16 protein-coding genes are annotated in these 20,752 nt (G+C 67.0%); 11 read left to right on the top strand and 5 right to left on the bottom strand.

The genetic code is table 11. The features are described from left to right. Positions 1–24: 24 nt before the first annotated feature. Complete coding sequence (locus tag JOD47_RS13720) at positions 25–1,437, bottom strand: MFS transporter (RefSeq protein WP_204535028.1); 1,413 nt, start codon at positions 1,435–1,437, stop codon at positions 25–27. A gap of 239 nt (positions 1,438–1,676) precedes the next feature. On the opposite strand from JOD47_RS13720, the gene JOD47_RS13715 reads away from it, so the two are divergent. From JOD47_RS13715 to JOD47_RS13705, 3 genes are all read left to right on the top strand, one after another. Beyond that, positions 1,677–3,071 carry an MFS transporter gene (locus JOD47_RS13715; protein ID WP_204535026.1) on the top strand — a complete coding sequence of 465 codons (1,395 nt, stop codon included), beginning with the start codon at positions 1,677–1,679 and terminating at the stop codon, positions 3,069–3,071. Positions 3,072–3,132: 61 nt separating this feature from the next. Beyond that, positions 3,133–5,241, top strand: a complete 2,109-nt coding sequence (locus JOD47_RS13710) for a molybdopterin oxidoreductase family protein (protein WP_372432820.1) — start codon at positions 3,133–3,135, stop codon at positions 5,239–5,241. Then, a complete protein-coding gene (locus JOD47_RS13705) occupies positions 5,238–6,830 on the top strand; it encodes an FAD-dependent oxidoreductase (protein ID WP_204535022.1) in 1,593 nt (530 codons plus the stop codon). The genes JOD47_RS13710 and JOD47_RS13705 overlap by 4 nt, the downstream gene beginning before the upstream one ends. Positions 6,831–6,952: 122 nt before the next feature. Here JOD47_RS13705 and JOD47_RS17810 read toward each other — a convergent pair whose 3' ends face one another. Both JOD47_RS17810 and JOD47_RS13695 read right to left on the bottom strand, forming a co-directional pair. Next, positions 6,953–7,777: a DUF559 domain-containing protein gene (locus JOD47_RS17810; protein WP_204535020.1), complete on the bottom strand. Its 825-nt coding sequence runs from the start codon at positions 7,775–7,777 to the stop codon at positions 6,953–6,955. Positions 7,778–8,010: 233 nt separating this feature from the next. Next, a complete protein-coding gene (locus tag JOD47_RS13695; protein ID WP_204535018.1) occupies positions 8,011–9,408 on the bottom strand; it encodes an NAD(P)H-quinone dehydrogenase in 1,398 nt (465 codons plus the stop codon). Positions 9,409–9,569: 161 nt separating this feature from the next. Between JOD47_RS13695 and JOD47_RS13690 the strand changes: the two genes are divergently transcribed. Further along, positions 9,570–10,382 (top strand): purine-nucleoside phosphorylase, encoded by an 813-nt coding sequence (locus JOD47_RS13690; protein ID WP_204535016.1) that lies wholly within the window; start codon positions 9,570–9,572, stop codon positions 10,380–10,382. Position 10,383: 1 nt separating this feature from the next. Further along, positions 10,384–12,099 (top strand): phospho-sugar mutase, encoded by a 1,716-nt coding sequence (locus JOD47_RS13685; RefSeq protein ID WP_204535014.1) that lies wholly within the window; start codon positions 10,384–10,386, stop codon positions 12,097–12,099. An 85-nt stretch (positions 12,100–12,184) separates the two neighbouring features. On the opposite strand, the gene nirD is transcribed toward JOD47_RS13685, so the two are convergent. Continuing rightward, positions 12,185–12,553, bottom strand: coding sequence for a nitrite reductase small subunit NirD (gene nirD / locus JOD47_RS13680; protein ID WP_204535012.1), 369 nt, complete (start codon positions 12,551–12,553; stop codon positions 12,185–12,187). 283 nt (positions 12,554–12,836) lie between these two features. Between nirD and nirB the strand changes: the two genes are divergently transcribed. From nirB to JOD47_RS13665, 3 genes are read left to right on the top strand one after another with little or no spacing between them, the layout of a single operon-like run. Continuing rightward, complete coding sequence (gene nirB / locus JOD47_RS13675; protein WP_204535010.1) at positions 12,837–15,494, top strand: nitrite reductase large subunit NirB; 2,658 nt, start codon at positions 12,837–12,839, stop codon at positions 15,492–15,494. Next, positions 15,491–16,552 (top strand): uroporphyrinogen-III C-methyltransferase, encoded by a 1,062-nt coding sequence (gene cobA / locus JOD47_RS13670; protein WP_204535008.1) that lies wholly within the window; start codon positions 15,491–15,493, stop codon positions 16,550–16,552. The genes nirB and cobA overlap by 4 nt, the downstream gene beginning before the upstream one ends. Further along, positions 16,549–17,691: a uroporphyrinogen-III synthase gene (locus tag JOD47_RS13665; RefSeq protein WP_204535006.1), complete on the top strand. Its 1,143-nt coding sequence runs from the start codon at positions 16,549–16,551 to the stop codon at positions 17,689–17,691. Before cobA ends, JOD47_RS13665 begins: the two co-directional genes overlap by 4 nt. Positions 17,692–17,759: 68 nt before the next feature. Here the strand turns inward: JOD47_RS13665 and JOD47_RS13660 are convergent, their stop codons facing one another. Further along, positions 17,760–18,635 (bottom strand): LysR family transcriptional regulator ArgP, encoded by an 876-nt coding sequence (locus JOD47_RS13660; protein ID WP_204535004.1) that lies wholly within the window; start codon positions 18,633–18,635, stop codon positions 17,760–17,762. A 70-nt stretch (positions 18,636–18,705) separates the two neighbouring features. Here JOD47_RS13660 and JOD47_RS13655 point away from each other — a divergent pair, with 70 nt between their 5' ends. The 3 genes from JOD47_RS13655 (at position 18,706) to JOD47_RS13645 (ending at position 20,708) form a co-directional block, all read left to right on the top strand. Continuing rightward, positions 18,706–19,302 (top strand): LysE/ArgO family amino acid transporter, encoded by a 597-nt coding sequence (locus JOD47_RS13655; protein ID WP_204536738.1) that lies wholly within the window; start codon positions 18,706–18,708, stop codon positions 19,300–19,302. Between the two features lie 115 nt (positions 19,303–19,417). Next, on the top strand, positions 19,418–19,690 hold the full coding sequence (locus JOD47_RS13650; protein ID WP_204535003.1) for a hypothetical protein: 273 nt from the start codon (positions 19,418–19,420) through the stop codon (positions 19,688–19,690). A 187-nt stretch (positions 19,691–19,877) separates the two neighbouring features. Further along, positions 19,878–20,708: an amino acid ABC transporter substrate-binding protein gene (locus JOD47_RS13645; protein WP_204535001.1), complete on the top strand. Its 831-nt coding sequence runs from the start codon at positions 19,878–19,880 to the stop codon at positions 20,706–20,708. Positions 20,709–20,752 lie beyond the last annotated feature (44 nt).

The raw sequence follows: 20,752 nt of genomic DNA, 5'->3' as shown, positions 1-20,752 counted from the left end.
GGAGCCGGGAAATTGCGGTGCCGGTCAGGCGATGTTGTTCTCGTAGTCGTTGTCCCGGGTTTCGCGGGAGAGCCACAGCGCAATGAAGGTGAGAACCGCGGCAGCGCTCAGGTAGAGACCCACCAGGAACGTGCTGCCGTCCGCCGCCTGCCACAGGGCAATGGCCACGAACGACGCCGGTGCCGCCCCGATCACGCTGGACAGGTTATACGCCACGGCTGACCCGGTGTAGCGGACGTTGGCGGGGAACAGTTCGGGCAGGATCGCGGCCATGGGCCCGAAGGTGAGGCCCATGAGGATGAAGCCGAGGATCAGCAGCGCCATGGCACCGGTGGTTCCGGCACCGAAGAGCGGGACCCACAACAGGCCGAACACGGCGATGCCCGCGGTGACCAGGAGGAGCATCTTCCGGCGGCCGAACTTCTCCGCCAGCGGACCGGACACGATGGTGAAGATTCCGAAGAAGACGACGCCGACGATCAGCATCCAGAGGAAGTCGCCGCGGCTGATTCCCAGACCCGGAACGAAGGCCGCGGCAGCGTCGGCGGAGAACTCCCTGCCGGCTGCTTCAGCAGCGGTCCGTGCCTGGTCAACGGTTGCCGGTGCGGTTCCGAAGGTCAGCGTGAAGGAGGTCATCAGGTAGAAGAGCACGTACGTGGCGAACATGATGAACGTGCCGAGGATCAGCGGGCGCCAGTGCTTCGTGAACACTGCTGCCAGCGGCAGCTTGACGACCTTGCCCTTGTCGATCACCTGCTGGAAGGAGTGGCTTTCGATCAGCTTCAGCCGGACATAGAGTCCGATGATCACCAGGACGGCGCTGGCGATGAACGGTACGCGCCAGCCCCAGGCGAGGAAGGCTTCCGAGGGCAGTACGGCGTTCAGGAAAACGAACAGCAGGTTGGCGATGATGAAGCCGATCGGCGCACCGAGCTGGGGGAACGTGCCGTAGACGGCCCGCTTGCCCTTGGGCGCATTCTCCGTTGCCAGGAGGGCAGCACCGCTCCATTCCCCACCGAGCGCGAGCCCTTGGAGGAAACGCAGCAGCACCAGGATCGCGGGAGCGAAGAAGGTCCAGCCGGGAACCTGCGCTGTTGGCAGGACGCCGATCAGGAAGGTCGCGATTCCCATCGTCAACAGCGACGCAACCAGGGTTCCCTTGCGCCCGATCCGGTCACCGAAGTGGCCGAACACGATCGATCCGAGCGGACGCGCTACGAAGGCAACGCCGAAGACGGCGAAGGATTGCAGCAGAGCTGTGGCCGGGTCCGAGTTCGGGAAGAACAGCGCCGGGAACACCAGCACCGACGCCGTGGCGTAGATGTAGAAGTCGTAGAACTCGATGGTGGTGCCGATAAGGCTGGCGAAGATAACGCGGCCCCTGGAGTTCAGCGGCTTTGTTGCCTCCGGCTCCACGGTCGATGATGACGATGACATGGTTGCTTGCTTTCTCGAAGACGGCCATCGGGGAAACCGAAAGCCGGGGTATTTAGTGCCTGTCAATCTCATCACCGTAACCGAAGCGTGAGATAACCCGTCCACATAGTGGACACCCGGTTCACTGGCTCGAGCTCCGGCGGATAGCCGGATGTCACACCCCGTTTACAAACGGGCACCGGAGTCGAAATGCGCTGTTCCTATTGTGGCGGTACTGCCCCTTGAACGAAAGGTTCGCCATGAGCGTTGACCGCGCAGTATCCCAGGACAAAACATCAGCATCAGCGCCGGTAGCGTCCGCCCCGCTTGCACACCGCCCGGGCCGCTGGATCGACAACTGGAACCCCGAGGACTCCGAGCAGTGGCAGTCCGGTGGAAAGGCAATTGCCCGCCGCAATCTCCAGTGGTCCATCGCGTGCGAATTCCTCGGATTTGTGGTGTGGCAGCTCTGGTCCATCGTGGTGGTGTATCTGCCGGCTGCAGGCTTCAACTTCTCCACGGCCCAGATTTTCTGGTTGATCTCGATGCCCAGCCTCGTCGGCGCTACCCTGCGCATTCCCTATACCTTCATGGTGCCGCGATTCGGTGGCAGGAACTGGACGATCGTCTCGGCGCTCCTGCTGTTGATCCCGTCGGTTGGCCTGGCAATTGCGGTGAGCAACCCGGACACGCCATTCGGAGTACTCCTCGGAATTGCGGCCCTTGCCGGTTTCGGTGGCGGCAACTTCGCCAGCTCGATGGCGAACATCACCTTCTTCTACCCGGTCCGCGAAAAGGGGTGGGCGCTGGGACTGAACGCCGCGGGCGGGAACCTTGGCGCCGCCGTCGCGCAGTTGGTGGTTCCGCTGGTGATTGCAGCGGGCGCCGCCGCGACGCTCAACCTGCCGCTGGCCGGCTGGATCTGGGTGCCGCTGATTCTCGTCGCCGCGTTCGGCGCCTGGAAGTACATGGACAACCTGTCCAGCGCGAAGTCCGACCTCGCCGGCTCCATCGCCGCCCTGCGCGAACCGCACCTGTGGATCATGGCGTTCCTGTATATCGGCACGTTCGGTTCGTTCATCGGGTTCTCCGGCGTCTTCCCGAAGCTGATCCTCGACTCCTTCCCGGAGTTCTCCACCTTTGCGCTCGGGCCGGCCGCGCTGTCGCTCGCGTTCCTCGGTCCGCTGGTCGGCTCCCTCGCGCGGCCCTACGGCGGCCGTCTGGCTGACCGGTGGGGCGGCGCGCGGATCACGGTCTGCGCGTTTGCTGTCATGGCGCTGGCCGCCCTGGCCGTGGTGTGGACCCTGCCGCTCGCGAACTTCTGGCTCTTCCTCGGCCTGTTCCTGGTGCTCTTCGCCGCCGCCGGCTCAGGCAACGGCTCCACCTACCGCATGATCCCGGTGATCTTCGCCCTCCGCGGACGGTCCGACGGCGCCATGAGCACCGGGCGGAAAGCGGCAGCCGCGCTAGGCCTCATCTCGGCCATCGGCGCCTACGGCGGCTTCGTGATTCCGCAGGTCCTTAACGCTTCCAAGGGCGCAACCGGCACCTACGACGCCGCGTTCTACGGCTTCGTTTCCGCCTATGTACTGATGCTCGCTGTGACGTGGTTCTTCTACCTGCGCCGCAGCACTTCGAGCGTGGGGCACGTCTAGCATGTGCGGTTCGACTGCAGCTACTGCCACCCACTGCCCCTACTGCGCGCTGCAGTGCGCCATGACGCTGACTGTTGCCGGGCCGGGTTTGTGCTCAGTGGAAGTGAGCGGCCGCGACTTCCCCACCAACCAGGGCGGCCTGTGCCGCAAGGGCTGGAGCTCCGCCGAGCTGCTGAAGCACCCGGACCGCGTCCGCGAACCCCTGCTGAAGAACGACGACGGCGAGCACCGCCCCATCTCCTGGGACCGCGCGTTGGGGCTCATCCGCGACCGCGTCGTGTCCACCCGCGCCCGCTATGGCGCCGATGCAGTGGGCGTCTTCGGCGGCGGCGGACTCACCAACGAGAAGGCCTACCTACTCGGGAAGTTTGCACGCCTGGCCCTTGGAACGTCACGGATCGACTACAACGGTCGGTTCTGTATGTCCTCGGCGGCCGCCGCCGGGAACCGGGCGTTCGGACTGGACCGGGGACTGCCGTTCCCGGTGACGGATCTCGGGTCAGCGCGAACCATCCTGATGCTCGGCTCCAACACCGCAGACACCATGCCGCCGTTCGTGCAGCACCTTCAGGGCGCCCGGGACGCCGGCGGACTCATCGTCGTCGATCCGCGCCGGTCCGCCACGGCTGAGCTCACGTCGGAAGGCCGCGGCCGGCATCTGCAGCCCGCGCCGAAAACGGACCTGGCCCTGTTGCTCGGGATCACCCACGTGGTCGTCATGGAGGGGCTCGTGGACCAGTCTTATGTGCGGCGGCGGACCAGTGGTTACGACGACATCGTGCGCGGCGTGGCCCCGTGGTGGCCGGAACGCGTTGCCTCGGTGACGGGCGTTCCGGCCCGGCTCATCCGGGAGACGGCCCATCGGCTGGCTGAACCTGGCGGCACCTATATCCTGACCGGCCGCGGGGTTGAGCAGCACGCCAACGGCACGGACACGGCAACGGCCGCCATCAACCTCGCGCTGCTCCTTGGCCTGCCCGGGACAACCGGCAGCGGATACGGCACGCTCACCGGGCAGGGCAACGGGCAGGGCGGACGCGAACACGGGCAGAAAGCGGACCAACTTCCGGGATACCGGAAGATCACCGATCCCGCGGCCCGGAAGCACGTCGCCGGAGTGTGGGGAGTGCCGGAGTCCCTGATCCCCGGACCGGGACTTCCCGCCGTCGAACTTCTGGGCTCTCTTGGCCAGCATGGCGGGGTGCGCTGCCTGTTTGTGCACGGGGCGAACGTGGCGGTGTCGGCTCCGAATGCGTCGACCGTGCTGGAAGGGCTCCGCAGCCTGGACTTCCTGGTGGTGTGCGACTTCTTCCTCTCCGAAACCGCAGCGGAGGCGGACCTGGTGCTGCCGGTGCTGCAGTGGGCCGAGGAGGAAGGCACCATGACCAACCTCGAGGGGCGCATCCTCCGCCGCCGTGCAGCGGTGAGCCCTCCCCCGGGCGCGCGCAGTGAACTGTGGATCATGGCGCGGCTGGCGGAACTGCTGGAGGCGCCGTCGTCGTTTTCTGATGACCCGGAGACGGTGTTCACCGAGCTGCGGGCGGCGAGCGCCGGGGGCCTCGCGGACTACTCCGGCGTGGACTACGCGATGCTCGATGCGGAACTTCTCGACGGCGGCGCTGGGGCCTACTGGCCCTACCCGGCCGGTTCCGCCGGCACTCCCCGACTCTTCCTCGACAGCTTCGCCCACGCGGACGGGAGGGCCGTGCTGCATCCAGTGGCGCCGTCGTCGTCGTCGGGTTCTGTCTCTGTTCCTGGCTCTGTCTCTGCCGCTGGCTTTACCGCGGGTGGGACGCTTACGCTGACGACCGGGCGGCTGCTGGAGCATTACCAGTCCGGCGCGCAGACCCGGCGGGTGGGCGACCTCGTCGCCACGAGCAGCGAGCAGGCGCTGCAGATCCACCCCGGAACGGCGGCCGGCCTCGGCATCCTGGACGGCGCGGAGGTTGAGGTCAGCAACGAGCGGGGAACTGTGCGTGCTGTTGCGCGGCTCTCCGCAGCGGTGCGCCCCGATACCGTCTTTCTCTCCTTCCACTTTCCGGGGGCGGGCAACGCGAATGTGCTGACGTCGTCGGAGACGGATCCGGTGTCCGGGATGCCCGAGTTCAAGACCACGCGGGTCTCGGTGCGCGTGCACCGGCCTGCATCAAGTGAGGTGGTGGGGGTATGAGTGTGCGTTCTTCCGAGCGGGTTGTGGTGGTCGGGTTCGGGCCCGTGGCGGCGCGTTTCATCGACGTCCTGGAGCCTTTCGTGGTTTCGGGTTCGGTGCAGCTGACCGTGATCGGGTCCGAGGCCGACGCCGCGTATAACCGCGTGCTGGTCGCTGACGTCGGGGTGGGGCGGACCTCACCCTCGGCAATCGGGCTGAGCGATGCGTCCCGTCTCGCCTCGCTGGGGGCGGAGGTGCTGCTCGGTACCGGAGTCCGTCGGATCGACCGGGCGCGGCAGCAGGTACAACTCGACGATGGCACCGTCCGCCCGTACGACCGCCTGGTCCTCGCGACCGGAGCACGGCCGGTCATCCCGTACCTCGCCGGGTTGAACCCCGATCCGCTGCACCCCTCGCTACCTGCCGGGGTCACCACGCTGCGGGATCTGGCGGACGCCCGTGCGCTGCGCGCCGTCGTCGAACGCCGGGGTGACGTGGTGATTCTGGGCGGCGGAATCCTCGGGCTTGAGGCCGCCCTCGCTGCTGACGAGCAAGGCGCCCGGGTGACGGTGGTGCACCACGGTGACTACCCGCTTGCGCGGAACATTGACGACGGCGGCGGGATGGTTCTGGCGGCCGCGCTCCGTTCGCAGGGCGTGCGGCTGGTGTCCGGAGCGAAGGCCATGGGTCTTGAGCATTCCGACGGCGGTGCCTTCACTGCCCTGCGCCTGGATGATGGCCGGCTGGTGTCCGGTGACCTGCTGGTGCTGTCCTGCGGCGTGCGGCCGCGGGTTGAACTGGCCGAGGGTGCGGGGCTGCCGGTGGGTACCGGAATCCTGGTGGGGCACTCGCTGCAGGCGCACCACGACGAGCACATCTACGCCATCGGCGACTGCGCCGAGGTCAGCTGCGCTTCTTCCGGGTGTGGGGACTGCTCGGGCAACACTGCGCCGTCCGGCCTGATCGGTCCGGGGTGGAAGCAGGCCGAGTGGCTGGCGGAGTCGTTTGCGGCGTCGCTCGCCGCGTCTGGCGCTGGCGCGGCGGCTGCTGCTGGTTCCGGTGCTGATTTTGTCCCCGCGCGTTACGTGGAGGCCACCCTGCCGCCGGTGGTCATGCTGAAGGCCCGAGGACTGGACGCTGTGGTGGCTGGCGAGGTGTCCGCCGACCCGTGGGCAGCGCATGAGGATGGCACCGCCGTCGCGCTCTGGGCCGATCCGCAGCAGGGCAGCTACGCGAAGATGGTCACGCGGGACGGGGTGCTGCAGGGTCTGGTGTGTGTGGGGATGCCGCGGGCGGGAGCGGAACTGGTGCTGCAGTTCGAGAGCGGCGCGGTGCTGCCGTCGGACCGGTCGAGCCTGCTGCGGCTGGACGGAGCGGAAGCGGCTGCATCATCGTCATCGTCGCTGTCGGCTTCGGCCTCCGACCCATCGGCCGTTGTCTGCCGGTGCGCAGGGGTGAGCCGGGGCAGTATCGAGCAGGCCGCCGTCGTCGGCTGTTCGAGTGTGGCTGAGGTGTCGGCGTCGACGCGTGCGGGTACAGGCTGCGGCGGCTGCCACAACGACATCAAGTCGATCATCGAGCAGCATTTCCAAACCCCCGCAGCCGTGTGAGAGCCTGCACCGCCTTGGTGAGCCACTTTCCCCATGTACCAAGCCTCGAACGGCGTGTCCCGCCACGACACGCGGCAAAACAACGACGACGGCGCCAGGACCTGGGGAATTCGGCGCACCTTTCACCGGATCACCCTGCCGGAAAGCACGCCGCGCACCTGCTCGAGAACGGCGTCCTGGTTGAACATGATGTCCTCGTAGCTGTAGCGCAGTACGAGGTAACCGCCGGCGATTGTCGTGTTGTTGCGCTGCAGGTCGCGGCGCAGCGCCCTGCGGTCCGAATGGTAGGCAGCGCCGTCGACTTCCACCACGAGGAAGCCCTCCAGCAGGAAGTCAACGCGCCCCACACCGTCGATGAACACCTGGGTCTCGACATGGAACCCAGCATTTCGAAACAGGATCCGGGCAACGACCTCGATCGCCGAGTCGGCGCAGCCTGTGACCATGTCGAGTGCAGCACGAGCCTTTCCGTTCCGGTCTCCCTGCAGGCGCTTAAGCAGGAAGGACCTCACGGTGTCGCTCCGCCGAAGGGAACACTCCACCATGACGGCAGCTTCCACCGGCGGAAGACAATGCAATGCATGAACCAGTACGTCCACGACTCCTACAAGCGGCAGGTACTCGTGCGGCGGGACGGTACGTTCACGATGGTTCGTGTAACCCTGTCCATGGCCGTGCAGACAGCTGAGGTGGAGGCGACTATGCGGGTTTAGTAGCCAGAGACCGTAGTGCCGCGCGGCTGATGCACAGGTCAGCAGCCCGTTGTTGATGAGCGCGGCCTTGAAGTCGTCAGGGGCTTCGGGCAAGGCCAGCACCCCTGTGCGCAGCCGCATCATCTCCCCGCGGGTTACAGCGTTGGCGATCTGCCTCTTGCTGATCCCGTGGTCCCGAAGCACCTGCGTGCGGGCTACAGAACCCACGCTGCGCAGCACCTCAATAGCATTCACTGTGCAAGTTCAGCCGCAGTGCGCTGATGATCCGCCGTGCTGTGGGTCAATGTGCATAACCCGCCCGCATTTCGCGGCGTGTGGAGCAATGATCAAGCCCGGCTGGCCGGGACGAATCCCCCAGCTATCAAGACCCAAATCGCGTGTCGCGGCACGACACGCCGCCACAACAACGACGACGTCGAAAGGACCTGGGGGATCCGGGCCGGCAGGGGGACACCCGGCCAGAGGTGTTAGTGGATGTGCAGGCGCCGCGCCGCCTCGGAGATGGACCCGGTCAGCGACGGGTAGACGGTGAACGTGTTGGCGACGTCGTCCACGTGCAGCTTCTTGGTGACGGCGAGCGCCAGCGGGAAGATCAGCTCGGACGCACGCGGAGCAACCACGACGCCGCCGATCACCGTCCCCGACCCCTTCCGCGCGATGATCTTCACGAACCCGTCCTTGACGTTCATCATCTTGGCCCGCGCGTTGGTGCTGAGCGAGAGCTTGAAGATGTCGCCCTGGTACTGGCCGGATTCGACGTCGGCTTCCGAAACGCCCACCGAGGCGATCTCCGGAGCCGTGAAGATGTTCGAGGCAACCGTCTTGAGCTTGAGCGGCGTCACGGTGTCCCCCATCAGGTGCGCCATGGCGATGCGCCCCTGCATCGCCGCCACGGAAGCAAGCGCCAGGACGCCGGTGCAGTCCCCCGACGCGTACACGTTCGGCGCGGTGGTGCGGGAAACGCCGTCGACCTTGATGTGCCCGGTCTCGGTCAGGGCAACGCCCGCCTCTTCCAGACCGATCCCGTCGGTGTTCGGGATGGCACCGACGGCGACGAGGCAGTGGCTTCCGTCAACCGTGCGCCCGTCGGACAGCGTCACCCGGACGCCGTCACCCACCCGCTCGACGCCCTCGGCACGGGACTTCGACAGCACGTTCATCCCGCTCGAGCGGAACACGTTCTCCAGGACCTCGGCGGCGTCGGCATCCTCGCCGGGCAGCACGCGGTCGCGGCTCGAAACCAGGGTCACGTCAGCGCCGAGCCCGTGGTAGGCGGAAGCGAACTCCGCGCCGGTGACGCCGGAGCCGATCACAATGAGGTGTTCGGGAACCTCGGTGAGGTTGTAGACCTGCTTCCAGTTGAAGATCCGCTCACCGTCCGGGACGGCGGTGGGGAGCTCGCGCGGGTGGGCGCCGACGGCCAGGAGGATCGCGTCCGCCTCCACGATGCTGGTGCCCGCGTCCGTGGAAACTTCGAGCCGGTGGTTGTCCAGCAGCTTCCCGGTTCCGATGATGATGGTGACGCCGGCCCGCTCCAGCGCCGCCGAGATGTCCTTGGACTGGTCCACCGCCAGGTCCAGCAGCCGCTGGTTCACCTGCGTGAAGTCGGCGTACGCGGCGGAGGCATCGGCAAACTTCACGCCCAGGTTGTGGGCATTCGCCACGCGCGCCATGGTGTCCGCCGTGGCGATCAGGGTCTTTGAAGGAACGACGTCGGTGAGCACCGCAGAGCCGCCGAGCCCGTTCTGCTCGACAATGGTGACCTTCGCACCCAGCGAGGCAGCGACCATGGCCGCCTCATAGCCGCCCGGACCACCCCCGAGTATTGCGATACGGAGGGCGCTGAAATCCAGTTGACTCGTCACACCTGCCATTCTGTCCTATCGCGCACCAGCCCTCAAACATCCGGGCGGCGGCTACAACAGCCGAGCGCACACAGCCCGACGGCGCCACGCAGTCCCCGAATCACCGCGCCGAAGCCTCGGACAAGGTGGAACAACGCGCGCTCGGACGGTAGGTTGGACCGGTGATTGACCAATCCTCGACGGACCCGTTTGCCCTTGCCCGCGACGCTGCGGACTACATCGCACAGCAGACGTCGGTAGCGTCCCATGATATTGCCCTGGTGCTGGGCTCCGGCTGGGGTGAAGCCGCCGAGCTGATCGGCGAAACCACGCACACCCTGCAAGCCACGGACATCCCCGGCTTCGCCGCCCCCGCGGTTGAGGGCCACGTCGGCACCATCCGCTCCATCGTGACCCCGGCCGGCAAGCGCGCACTCGTGCTCGGTGCCCGCACCCACTACTACGAGGGGCGCGGCGTCCGCGCAGTGGTTCACGGGGTCCGCACCGCCGCCGCCGCAGGAGCCAAGACACTGGTCCTCACCAACGGCTGCGGCGGGCTGCAGGAACAGTGGGCGCCCGGCACACCGGTACTCATCAGCGACCACCTCAACCTCACTGCCGCCTCGCCGCTGGAGGGCGCCACGTTCGTGGACCTCACCGACCTCTACTCCACACGCCTCCGCGACCTCGCCCGCGAAGTCGATCCAACCCTGGACGAGGGCGTCTACGCGCAGTTCACCGGCCCGCATTACGAGACCCCCGCGGAAGTCCAGTACGCCAAGCGGATCGGCGCGGACCTCGTCGGCATGTCCACGGCGCTGGAGGCCATCGCCGCCCGCCACGCCGGCATGGAGGTCTTCGGCATGTCCCTGGTCACCAATCTCGCCGCCGGCATCAGCCCCATCCCGCTCAGTCACGCCGAGGTTCTCGAAGCCGGGCAGGCTGCCGGCCCGCGTATCTCCCGGCTCCTCGCCGACATCATCGGCAGGCTCTGACATGCAGCTATCCTCCGCTGACCTCTTCACCGCCGCCCGCGAATGGGCTGCCCAGGACCCGGATCCGGAAACCCGCGCGGAGCTGGAAGATCTGCTCGCCCGCGCCCAGAACGACGACGACGCCGGCCAGGCCGCTGCCCTGCAGCAGCTTGAGGACGCCTTCAGCGGCCCGCTGCTCTTCGGAACGGCCGGCCTGCGTGCCGCACTGGGCTCCGGCCCCAACCGGATGAACCGCGTCGTCGTCCGCAGTGCCGCGGCCGGAGTCGCCGCCCACGCGCTCAATCTGGCGAAGGGCGGCTACGCGCCGCGCGCCGTCGTCGGCTTTGATGCGCGCCGCAACTCACGTATCTTCGCGGAGGAAACCGCGGCGATCTTCACCGCGGCGGGCCTCGAAACTTTCCTCATGCCTTCGGAACTGCCGACGCCGGTGCTCGCCTACGCGGTCCGTGCACTTGAGTGCGAGGTCGGTGTGATGGTGACGGCGAGTCACAATCCGCCGCAGGACAACGGGTACAAGGTGTACCTCGGCGGCCGTGCGGTGGAGGACACTGCGCGCGGCGTCCAGATTGTCGCACCGCATGATGCGCAGATCGCCGAGCAGATCGCGGCGGCTGACAACATTCAGCTGACGCCGGGGTGGAATGTCCTCCCCGAGAGCATTGAAACCGACTATGTGGCCTCCGTCGTCGCCCTCGCGGACCGTGAGGCGTACCCGGCTCGCGACCTGTCGATCGTGCTCACACCCCTGCACGGGGTCGGCGGCCGTACCGCGCAGAATGTCCTCGCCTCCGCCGGGTTCGACACCGTTCACGTCGTCGAGGAACAGGCCGAACCAGACCCCGCGTTTCCCACAGTCGACTTCCCCAACCCGGAGGAGCCCGGCGCGCTCGACCTGGCGCTGGCGGCCGCCGCTCACCAGGACGCCGACCTGGTCCTGGCCAATGACCCCGACGCCGACCGCGTCGCCGCCGCTGCCAAGGACCCGGCGACGGGCGAATGGCGCATGCTGCGCGGGGATGAAACGGGCGCGCTCCTCGGCCTTCACCTCGCAGCCCGGCTCGCGGACGACGCAAGATCCGGCGCTGTCTTCGCCAATTCGATCGTCTCCTCGCGCCTGCTCGGCAGGATCGCCGAAGCCTCCGGGATCAGTCACGCCCAGACGCTCACCGGGTTCAAGTGGATCTCCCGCGTCCCGGACATCAGCTACGGCTACGAGGAAGCACTGGGTTACTGCGTTGCACCGGAACTGGTGCGGGACAAGGACGGCTTGTCCGCGGCCCTGCTGCTGGCCGAATTTGCCGCAGCCTGCAAAGCCGACGGTAAAACCCTCTTCGACATCCTCGACGAGCTGGCACTCGTCCACGGCCTGCATGCCAGCGACCAACTGTCAGTGCGGGTAGGCAGCCTGGGGCTGCTGGGAGCCATGATGAACCGCCTGCGTGAGGCGCCGCCGTCGTCGTTTGCGGGTTCTGATGTGGTGGTCGCGGAGGACCTGGCCGAAGGCGTCCACCTGCCGCCCACCGACGGACTGCTCTATGTCACCCGGGATGACACGCGCGTGATCATCCGACCCAGCGGCACCGAACCCAAGCTCAAGTGCTACCTCGAGGTCATCGAGCCGGTGGATTCCGCGGCCGAAGTAGCGGACGCGAAAACAACTGCGCGGACCAGGCTCGATGCCGTGATCCGCGATGTTGAGGAAGCGCTCGGGCTGTAGATAGTGCGTTGAGTTGGCAGGACACGCCGTGAATGTTCCCCCAAACGGGGTGTGTCCTGCCAACTCAACGAGGGAGCGCTCGGGCTCAAACGAGCACTTCCACCATTCCGTCGGTCACCCGCGTCGGGAAGCTCCGCAGAGCCGTCCCGGGTCCCGCTGCGGGATCGCCGGAATCCAGGTAGTAGACCTCCTTGTGCAGCGGCGAGGTGATGGTGAACCGCTGCCCCCGGGAGCCTACAATTCCGCGTGCCATCACCTGTGAACCGCTGACCGGGTCGCGGTGCGAGACGGCAAACACCGTCGCCGAATCCACGCGGAACAGCGCCACCTGGCGGCCGTGAATCAGCGCAGCCTCTCCCCAGCACAGCTCGAGGTCCTCCAGCCGGCAGATCGGGTACCAGGTGCCGTCGCTGACAGCAGCGAGCGCCGGTGTGTGGTCGAGTTGCAGAGTCATGAGTCTCCCCGTTCGGATTGCCTGATCAGTTGCGATTGCCTGGTCAGTTCGGACTGCCTGGTCTGAGCCTGAATCCGACGCTACGAACCCCGCGTTACGCGCCCCCACCCGAAGTGTTGCGGCTGCGTAAAACGCACCTCACCGGGACCCCGACCGCCGGTGAGCGTGAAGTTAATCTTCGTTTACATAAGCGAAATCACGGGGCAATTGGGCGTCCGTACGCTCGGTACCTAAGTGCGGAGACTGGCTGTGCCGGAATCTGCAAAACGGTGAAAGGTGCCTCATGAACACGCAACACGTCCTCGTCGTCGGCGGCGGCCCCGCTGCCCACCGCTTCGTTGAAGCCATGGTGTCCCGCGGGCTGGACGGCTTCACCGTCACCGCCCTCACCGAGGAGACCTGGCTGCCGTATGACAGGGTCGCGCTCAGCCAGGCACTGCTCGACGACGTCGACCTCACCCTGGGCGAGGCCACCATGTGGGAGCACCCAGCGGTCACGCTGGCCACCGGATCCCGCGCCGTTACGTTGGACCGCGAAGCCCGGACGGTCACCACCGAGGCCGGCGACGTCTACCCCTATGACCAGCTGGTCCTGGCCACTGGATCCAATGCCGCGCGGCTTCCGCTTCCCGGCATGGAGTCGGCGCATGTGTACCGAACGGTCGACGACGTCCGTACCCTCCGCGCGGAGGTCACCCGCCTCACGGAGGAGTATGGGCGGACGATCGACGCCGTCGTCATCGGCGGCGGCCTGCTGGGTCTTGAGGCCGCGGGCGGTATGCAGTCCCTCGGCGCCAATGCCGCCGTCATCAACGGAGCCCCTTGGCTGATGAACACCCAGCTGGACCAGGGCGCCGGGCAGGCCCTCGACCGGCTGATCACCGCGAAGGGACTGACCGTCCACGGCGGCGTTTTCCCTTCCGCGTTTGTCCTCGAGGACGGGCGGATGACCGGCGTCGATATGGCCGACGAACGCCGGATCCCCGCTGATCTGGTGGTCGTTGCAGTTGGCGTCCGGGCACGCGATGAACTTCCCCGCGACGCCGGCATGACCATGGGCCCGCGCGGCGGCGTGGTGATCGACGACGCCTGCGCCACCGAGGATCCGAGCATCTGGGCCATCGGCGAGGTGGCCTGCTTCGAGGGCATGTGCCTCGGCCTCGTGGCTCCGGCGAACACCATGGCGGAGATCGTCGCCGACCGGCTGCACGGCGGCACCGCCACCTTCCCCGGCTTCGACACGGCCACCAAGCTCAAGCTCTCCGGCGTGGAGGTTGCCAGCTTCGGCGACGCCTTCGCGAAGACCGAGCACAGCCTCGAGATCGTCTACGCTGACCCGGCCCGCGGCCTCTACCAGAAGCTCGTGGTCACCGATGATGCCAAGACCCTCCTCGGCGGCATCTTCGTGGGCGACGCCTCCCCCTACACCGCACTCCGCCCGCTGCTGGGACGCGAACTCAATGCGGAGCCGGGCGCCTACCTCTCGTCCGCCGGCGCGGACGCTGCCCCCGACACTGAACTGCCCGACGACGCCATCCTCTGCTCCTGCAACAACGTCTCCGCCGGTTCCATCCGCGACGCCGTCAACGGTTGCGGCACCTGCGAGGGCTCCGAGCCCGTCCGCGAACTCGCCCCGCTCAAGGGCTGCACCAAGGCCGGCACGGGCTGTGGATCCTGCGTTCCGATGCTCAAGAAACTCCTCGAGGGCGAGCTGAAGAAAAGCGGCATCGAAGTCTCCAAAGCGCTCTGTGAGCACTTCACCATGTCCCGCCCTGAGCTCTTCGAAGCCGTCCGCGTGCTGGAACTCGACAGCTTCGAAGGCATCATCGAACGCTTCGGCGTCCCAGAAACAGGGCTCCTCGGCTGCGACATCTGCAAGCCCGTCATCGGCTCGATCCTCGCCTCGCAGCGCGCCGAGTACGTGCTCGACGGCGGCCGCGGGATCCTGCAGGACACCAACGACCGCGCACTCGCCAACATGCAGAAAAACGGCACCTACTCGGTGGTGCCGCGCATCCCGGGCGGCGAAATCACGCCGCAGAAGCTCGGCGTCATAGCGAAGGTCGCCCAGGACTTCAACCTGTACACGAAGATCACCGGCGGCCAGCGCATCGACCTGTTCGGCGCCCGGCTCGAGGAACTCCCCGAAATCTGGAAGATCCTCGTCGAGGCCGGGTTCGAATCCGGCCAGGCGTACGGCAAGAGCCTGCGGACCGTGAAGTCCTGCGTCGGGTCGACGTGGTGCCGCTTCGGCGTCCAGGATTCGGTGGCCATGGCGATCCAGCTGGAGCTGCGCTACCGAGGCCTGCGCAGCCCGCACAAGCTGAAGTTCGGCGTTTCCGGCTGCGCCCGCGAGTGTGCGGAGGCACGCGGCAAGGACGTCGGCATCATCGCCACCTCGGACGGCTGGAACCTGTACGTCGGCGGCAACGGCGGCGCGACGCCTGCCCACGCGCAGCTCCTCGCCAAGGACCTCGACGACGACACCCTCATCCGCTACATCGACCGCTACCTCATGTACTACATCCGCACCGCCGACCGGCTCCAGCGCACGGCGGCCTGGCAGGCAGAGCTCGACGGCGGCCTGAAGCACGTCGAGGACGTCATCATCTCCGATTCCCTCGGCATCGCCGACGACCTCGAATCCGCCATGGCCCGGCACATCGACAACTATGAGGACGAGTGGGCCGCCACCCTGAAGGACCCCGAGCGCCTGCGCCGGTTCCGCTCCTTCGTCAACGCACCGCATGAGAAGGACGACTGGATCGCCAACGTCCCCGAACGCGGCCAGATCCGGCCCGCAACGGACGAGGAGCGCACCGCCGCACAGGCCGGTACCGGCCCGGTGCTGCTCGGCACAGGGATCCCGGTCCGCTCAGCCCTGCCGGAAGCCATGCCAGAGACACTGCAAACAGTGGAGACGCTGGAGGCAGCAGAATGAGCACCGAACTCAGCCTCGACTGCACCGGACTAATCGTCCTCATCGCAGGCACGACGACGGCGGCACGCTCCACCGTGCGCCGGTACACCGCCGGTGGCGCTACAGTCCGCCGCATCGCCACGCCGGTCCAGTTCCACCCGCGGCTGCTGGACGCAGTGAGCCTGGCTGTGGTGGTGGAAGACCCTGTGACGGCGCACGACGACGGCGGTCCCCTGGGTGGGCAGGGTTGGGAACCGCTGCGCGAGGCCTGCCGCGAGCGCAGGATTCTCACCGCTTCCGAGGCGCCCGCCGTGCCAGGCGGACGGGTCACGCTGATCGGCGGCGGACCGGGTGTGGAGGACCTCCTCACGGTGCGTGCGCAGGTGGCGCTGCGGGAGGCCGACGTCGTACTCTTTGACCGGTTGGGGCCGTACCGCACACTGCCGCAGCTGGCGCCGGGTGCTGAGTTGATCGACGTCGGGAAGACACCGGGTCATCACCCGGTCAGCCAGGCCGACATCGAGAAACTGATGGTTGCCAAGGCCCGGCAGGGACTCTCCGTGGTGCGGCTCAAGGGCGGCGATCCGTTTGTCTTCGGTCGGGGCGGTGAAGAGGTCAACACCTGCCTGGCCGAGGGTATCCCCGTGACTACTGTGCCGGGGATCAGCAGCTCCATCGCCGTCCCGGCAGCCGCGGGCATTCCGGTTACCTATCGCGGTGTGGCTCATGCGTTCACCGTCATCTCAGGTCATCAACCGCTCACGGAGCAGGAGCTCGAGGCGTTGGCAAAGCTCGGTGGCACTATCGTGGTGCTGATGGGAATCGGGACGCTTCCGCAGCTGACGTCCGGTCTGCGCCGGGCCGGACTGGCTTCAACTGTGCCCGTGGCGATCGTCGAAAAAGGGTATAGCCCCGAACAGCGCACCACCGTCACCGACCTCGGTGAGGCCGTGACTGCGGCTGGTCTGGCGCGCTGCACGTCTCCCGCCGTCGTCGTCATTGGTGAGGTGGTGCGGCAGCACCGTGACTTTTCCGCCACCCTTGAGCACGTTCTGGCGCAGCCGCTGGGAGCGTCGTGACGGTGACCGCGCCAGTGGCGTTGCCAGGAGCTCCGGATCTTCCGGCTGACGGATCCCTGGCCGGTTTCCGCATCGGAGTGACCTCGGACCGGCGGTCGGGCGACCTCATCGACGCTCTCGAGCGGCGCGGTGCAACGGTGATGCACGCGCCGGCGCTCAAGATCGCTCCCGTGGCGGCTGACCTGCCGCTGATCGAGGACACGCAGCAGATCATTGCGGCGCGTCCGGACTACGCCGTGATCACCACGGCGTACGGGCTGCGTCGCTGGTCGGAGGCTGCCGACGCGGCCGGTGTCGGGGACGCGTTGCTGGCCGTGCTCGGCGAGTCGAAGATCTATGTCCGCGGGCCCAAAGCGCGGGGTGCCGTGCGTGCGGCTGGGTTGACGGACGTCGGCATCAGCTCGGATGAGACCACGGCTTCGCTGGTGAACATGATGCTCGGGCTCGAACTGCGCGGAAAGACCGTCGCCGTTCAGCTCCACGGTTACACCGATTTCCGGCAGCTGGACCGGTTGCGGCAGGCCGGCGCCGCCGTTCTCACTGCAACGCCGTACCGCTGGGTCAAGCCGGCCGGCGCCGATGAACTGCCGCGGCTGATTGAGGCCGTCTGCAGCGGCGGGCTGGATGTGGTGACGTTCACCAGCGCTCCGGCCGTCGACGCCGTGTTGAGCACGGCGTCGGAGATGGGCTGCCGGGATGCATTCGTGCAGGCGTTGCGTGGGCCGGTGGCGGCCGCCGTCGTCGGGCCGGTGACCGCGCAGCCGCTGGTGGAGGCGGGAGTTTCGCCGCTGATTCCGGATCGGTACCGGACGGGGGCGCTGATACGCCTGGTGGGTGAGTACTTGGGCCAGCACCGCGTGCTGCAGTACCCGAGCCGTTTCGGGCTGATCGAGCTGCGCGGGAAGAACCTGCGGATTGACGGGAACCCCGTCGAGCTGGCGCCCGCGCCGATGAGCCTCTTCCGCGCGCTGGTCGAGGCCAATGGCGCGGTGCTGTCGCGGGAGCAGCTTGCCGGAGTGCTCGCGGGCGGTGCAGGCGAACACGCGCTGGACATGACGATCAGCCGGCTCCGGAAGTCACTGCCCGAGGCGTCCCTGGTGGCGACGGTCATCAAGCGCGGGTATCGGCTGCACGTGTAGTAACCCCCCGCGTTGAGTTGGCAGGACACACCCCTTTTGGCTGGCTATTCGGGGCGTGTCCTGCCAACTCAACGCGGGGGGCGTAGGTATCGGCCCGCTTCTCGGACTGCCCCCGTCATGCGGTTCAGTCGCTCCGAGTTCAGCGTCCACGTCTGCCAATGGAGTGGCACATCGACGTGCGCGTCCTTCTCCAGCAGCACCAGGGTTCCGTCGTCGAGATCCGATTCGAGTTGCAGTTCCGGAATCATGCCCCAGCCCAGGCCTGCGCGGAGTGCCGCGATGAACGCTTCCGAGGACGGGATGAGGTGCCGGGGCGGAGGCTGACTGACGCCGTGCGTCTGTAGGAAGCGCTGCTGCAGGTCATCCTTCGCGTTGAACTGGAGCACCGGCATGCGGGTGAAGTCGGCGCCGTCGTCGTTCCGGAAGCGGCGCTGCAGCGCAGGAGTGGCCACGGGCAGGTAACGCATGAAGCCGAGAAGCTCCGAGCGGCACCCGTTCACCGGGGCTGGATCCGAGGTGATGGCGCCGATGACGTCGCCCTGCCGGAGGAGCCTGCTGCTGTGGTCCTGGTCCTCCACGCGCAGGTCCAGCGTGGTGTCCACCCAGCCGGCGGCCTCGCTCAGGATGGGGACAAACCAGGTGGCCAGCGAATCGGCGTTGACTGCAATCTGGGTGACGGTCCTGACGGCTTCACCGTGACCCAGCGCTGACCGGGTCTCGGCCTCGATGATCTGCAGCTGGCGGGCCATACGGAGCAGCACGGAGCCTGCGTCGGTCGCTGTGCAGGGCGTACCTCTGCGCACCACGATCTGGCCGACCGACGCTTCCAAGGCCTTGATGCGCTGGCTGACCGCGGAGGGAGTAATGCGGAGGAGGTCGGCGGCGGCCTCGAAGGACTCCTCGTCGATGATCGCCGCGAGCGCGCGCAACTGTTCGAACTGCATGAAGCAAATCTAATGCATCTGCAGAATCTATCGTTTGTCTACACTGTCCCCAGTGAATAGCGTTGACGCCATGTTGAGTATCTGGGGCACAGGCCTGCTGACGGGGCTTGCCCTCATCATTGCCATCGGGGCCCAGAATGCGTTTGTGCTGCGGCAGGGCATCCGACGCGAACACGTGGGAGCTGTGGTGGCGCTATGCATCGTCAGCGACGCGGCCCTGATCCTCGGCGGCACAGCCGGGATCGGCGCGCTGGTCTCGCAGTTCCCCGCCGTCCTCGACATCCTGCGGTACGGCGGAGCGGCGTATCTGACCTGGTTTGCCGTCCGCTCCTTCCGCTCGGCGCTGAAGCCGGCTGCCCTGACCGCAGAGGCGCCGCGGAGCCGCGGCTCGGTGGTCGCCACTACCCTTGCGCTGACCTACCTCAACCCGCACGTCTACCTGGACACCGTCGTCCTGCTGGGAAGCCTGGCTAACCAGCAGGGAGAGGGAAGCCGGTGGGTGTTCGCGGCGGGCGCCGTCGTCGGCAGCACTATCTGGTTCTGCGCCCTCGGTTACGGGGCCCGCGCGCTCTCCGGCGTGCTGAAAAGTCCGCGGACCTGGCGGGTGGTGGACGTGGTGATCGGCGTGGTGATGCTGGCTCTTGCGGTGAAGCTGATCGTGGGTTGAGGGCGGCCCAACGCCCGGCAGACGCTAGGCCAGCGCGGCGCGACGCCGCCCGCACAACCCCGCCGGTAACGCTAGAATCGACGGAGATACGCCACGCATCAGATCGAGGAGACTCATGGCACACCCGGTAAGCAAGACCCGCGACCAAGGCAACAGACGCCCCGAGCACTCCGGTGAGGGCCATGGCCTTCAGAACGCTCTCGCTTTCGTTGTGATGTTCATCCTCTTCGCCGGATCCATCTACTCGCTCACCTTTTTCGAGCGCACCAACGTATGGCCGTTTGCGGTGTGCCTCACACTTTTCTTCCTGGCGTTCTGGATTCCGCAGACCATCATGGGCCGTTCCGACTCCGGCCCCCGGATGGCAAAGGGCGACCGCAAGGCCTAACGCCGCGCTTTTCGTCGTGAGGGGTCCGCTGCGGCGGGCCCCTTTTTGCGTGTCCGGGCTGCCGTCACCGTATGTTACGTAATGTGACGCGGGGGAATAAGCACGCGCCGTCGACTGCTGGAATGGATAGCTCCCTCACCCGGGCATTTCATTCAAGCTTTCCGTTCAAGCGTCAAAGGATACCTCCATGATTTCTCGCCGTCTTCCGCTGCTCGGCGCCGCTACCGCCATCGTCCTTGCGGTTGCCGGTTGCGGTTCCTCCGCCTCCACCGAATCCGCTTCCGGCGGCGCCAGCGAGTCCGCCGGCGGCACCACCCTCGCTGAGATCCAGGAGTCGGGCGTGCTGACCGTCGGCACCGAGGGCACCTACAAGCCGTTCACCTACCACGAGGGCGGCGCGGGCGAGCTGACCGGGTATGACGTCGAGGTCATCAGCGCCGTCGCGGAGAAGCTCGGCGTTGAGGCTGAGTTCGAAGAGACCCAGTGGGACGCCATCTTCGCCGGCCTGGAGGCCGGGCGCTTCGACGTCATCGCCAACCAGGTCTCCATCACCCCGGAGCGCGAGGAAGCCTACGCCTTCTCGGAGCCGTACACCTACAGCAACGGCGTCATCGTGACCTCCGCTGACAACAGCGAAATTGCCTCCTTCGAGGACCTCGAGGGTAAGACGACCGCGCAGTCGCTGACCAGCAACTGGTACGAACTGGCGCAGGAAAGCGGCGCGCAGGTCGAGGCCGTTGAAGGCTGGGCGCAGTCGGTCACCCTCCTTGAGCAGGGCCGTGTTGACGCCACCATCAACGACGAGCTGACCTTCCTCGACTACCAGAAGTCCACCCCGAACGAGGCCATCAAGGTCGTCGCGGAGACCGAAGATCAGTCCCGCAGCGCGCTGACTTTCCGCCAGGGCAGCGATGACCTGGTCGAAGCCGTCAACACAGCTCTCGAGGAGCTCAGCACCGACGGCACGCTGGCCGAAATCTCCGAGAAGTACTTCGGCGAAGACGTCAGCGCAGAGTAACCAGTACGACGACGGCGGGCACCGGTCGGGAGGCACGCAGCCTC

The organism is Arthrobacter tumbae (genome assembly GCF_016907495.1).
In the GTDB taxonomy this organism is placed as follows: Bacteria; Actinomycetota; Actinomycetes; order Actinomycetales; family Micrococcaceae; genus Arthrobacter_D; species Arthrobacter_D tumbae.
Note: the sequence above shows the minus strand (reverse complement) of the source record. Positions and strands in the feature narration are given on the sequence as shown.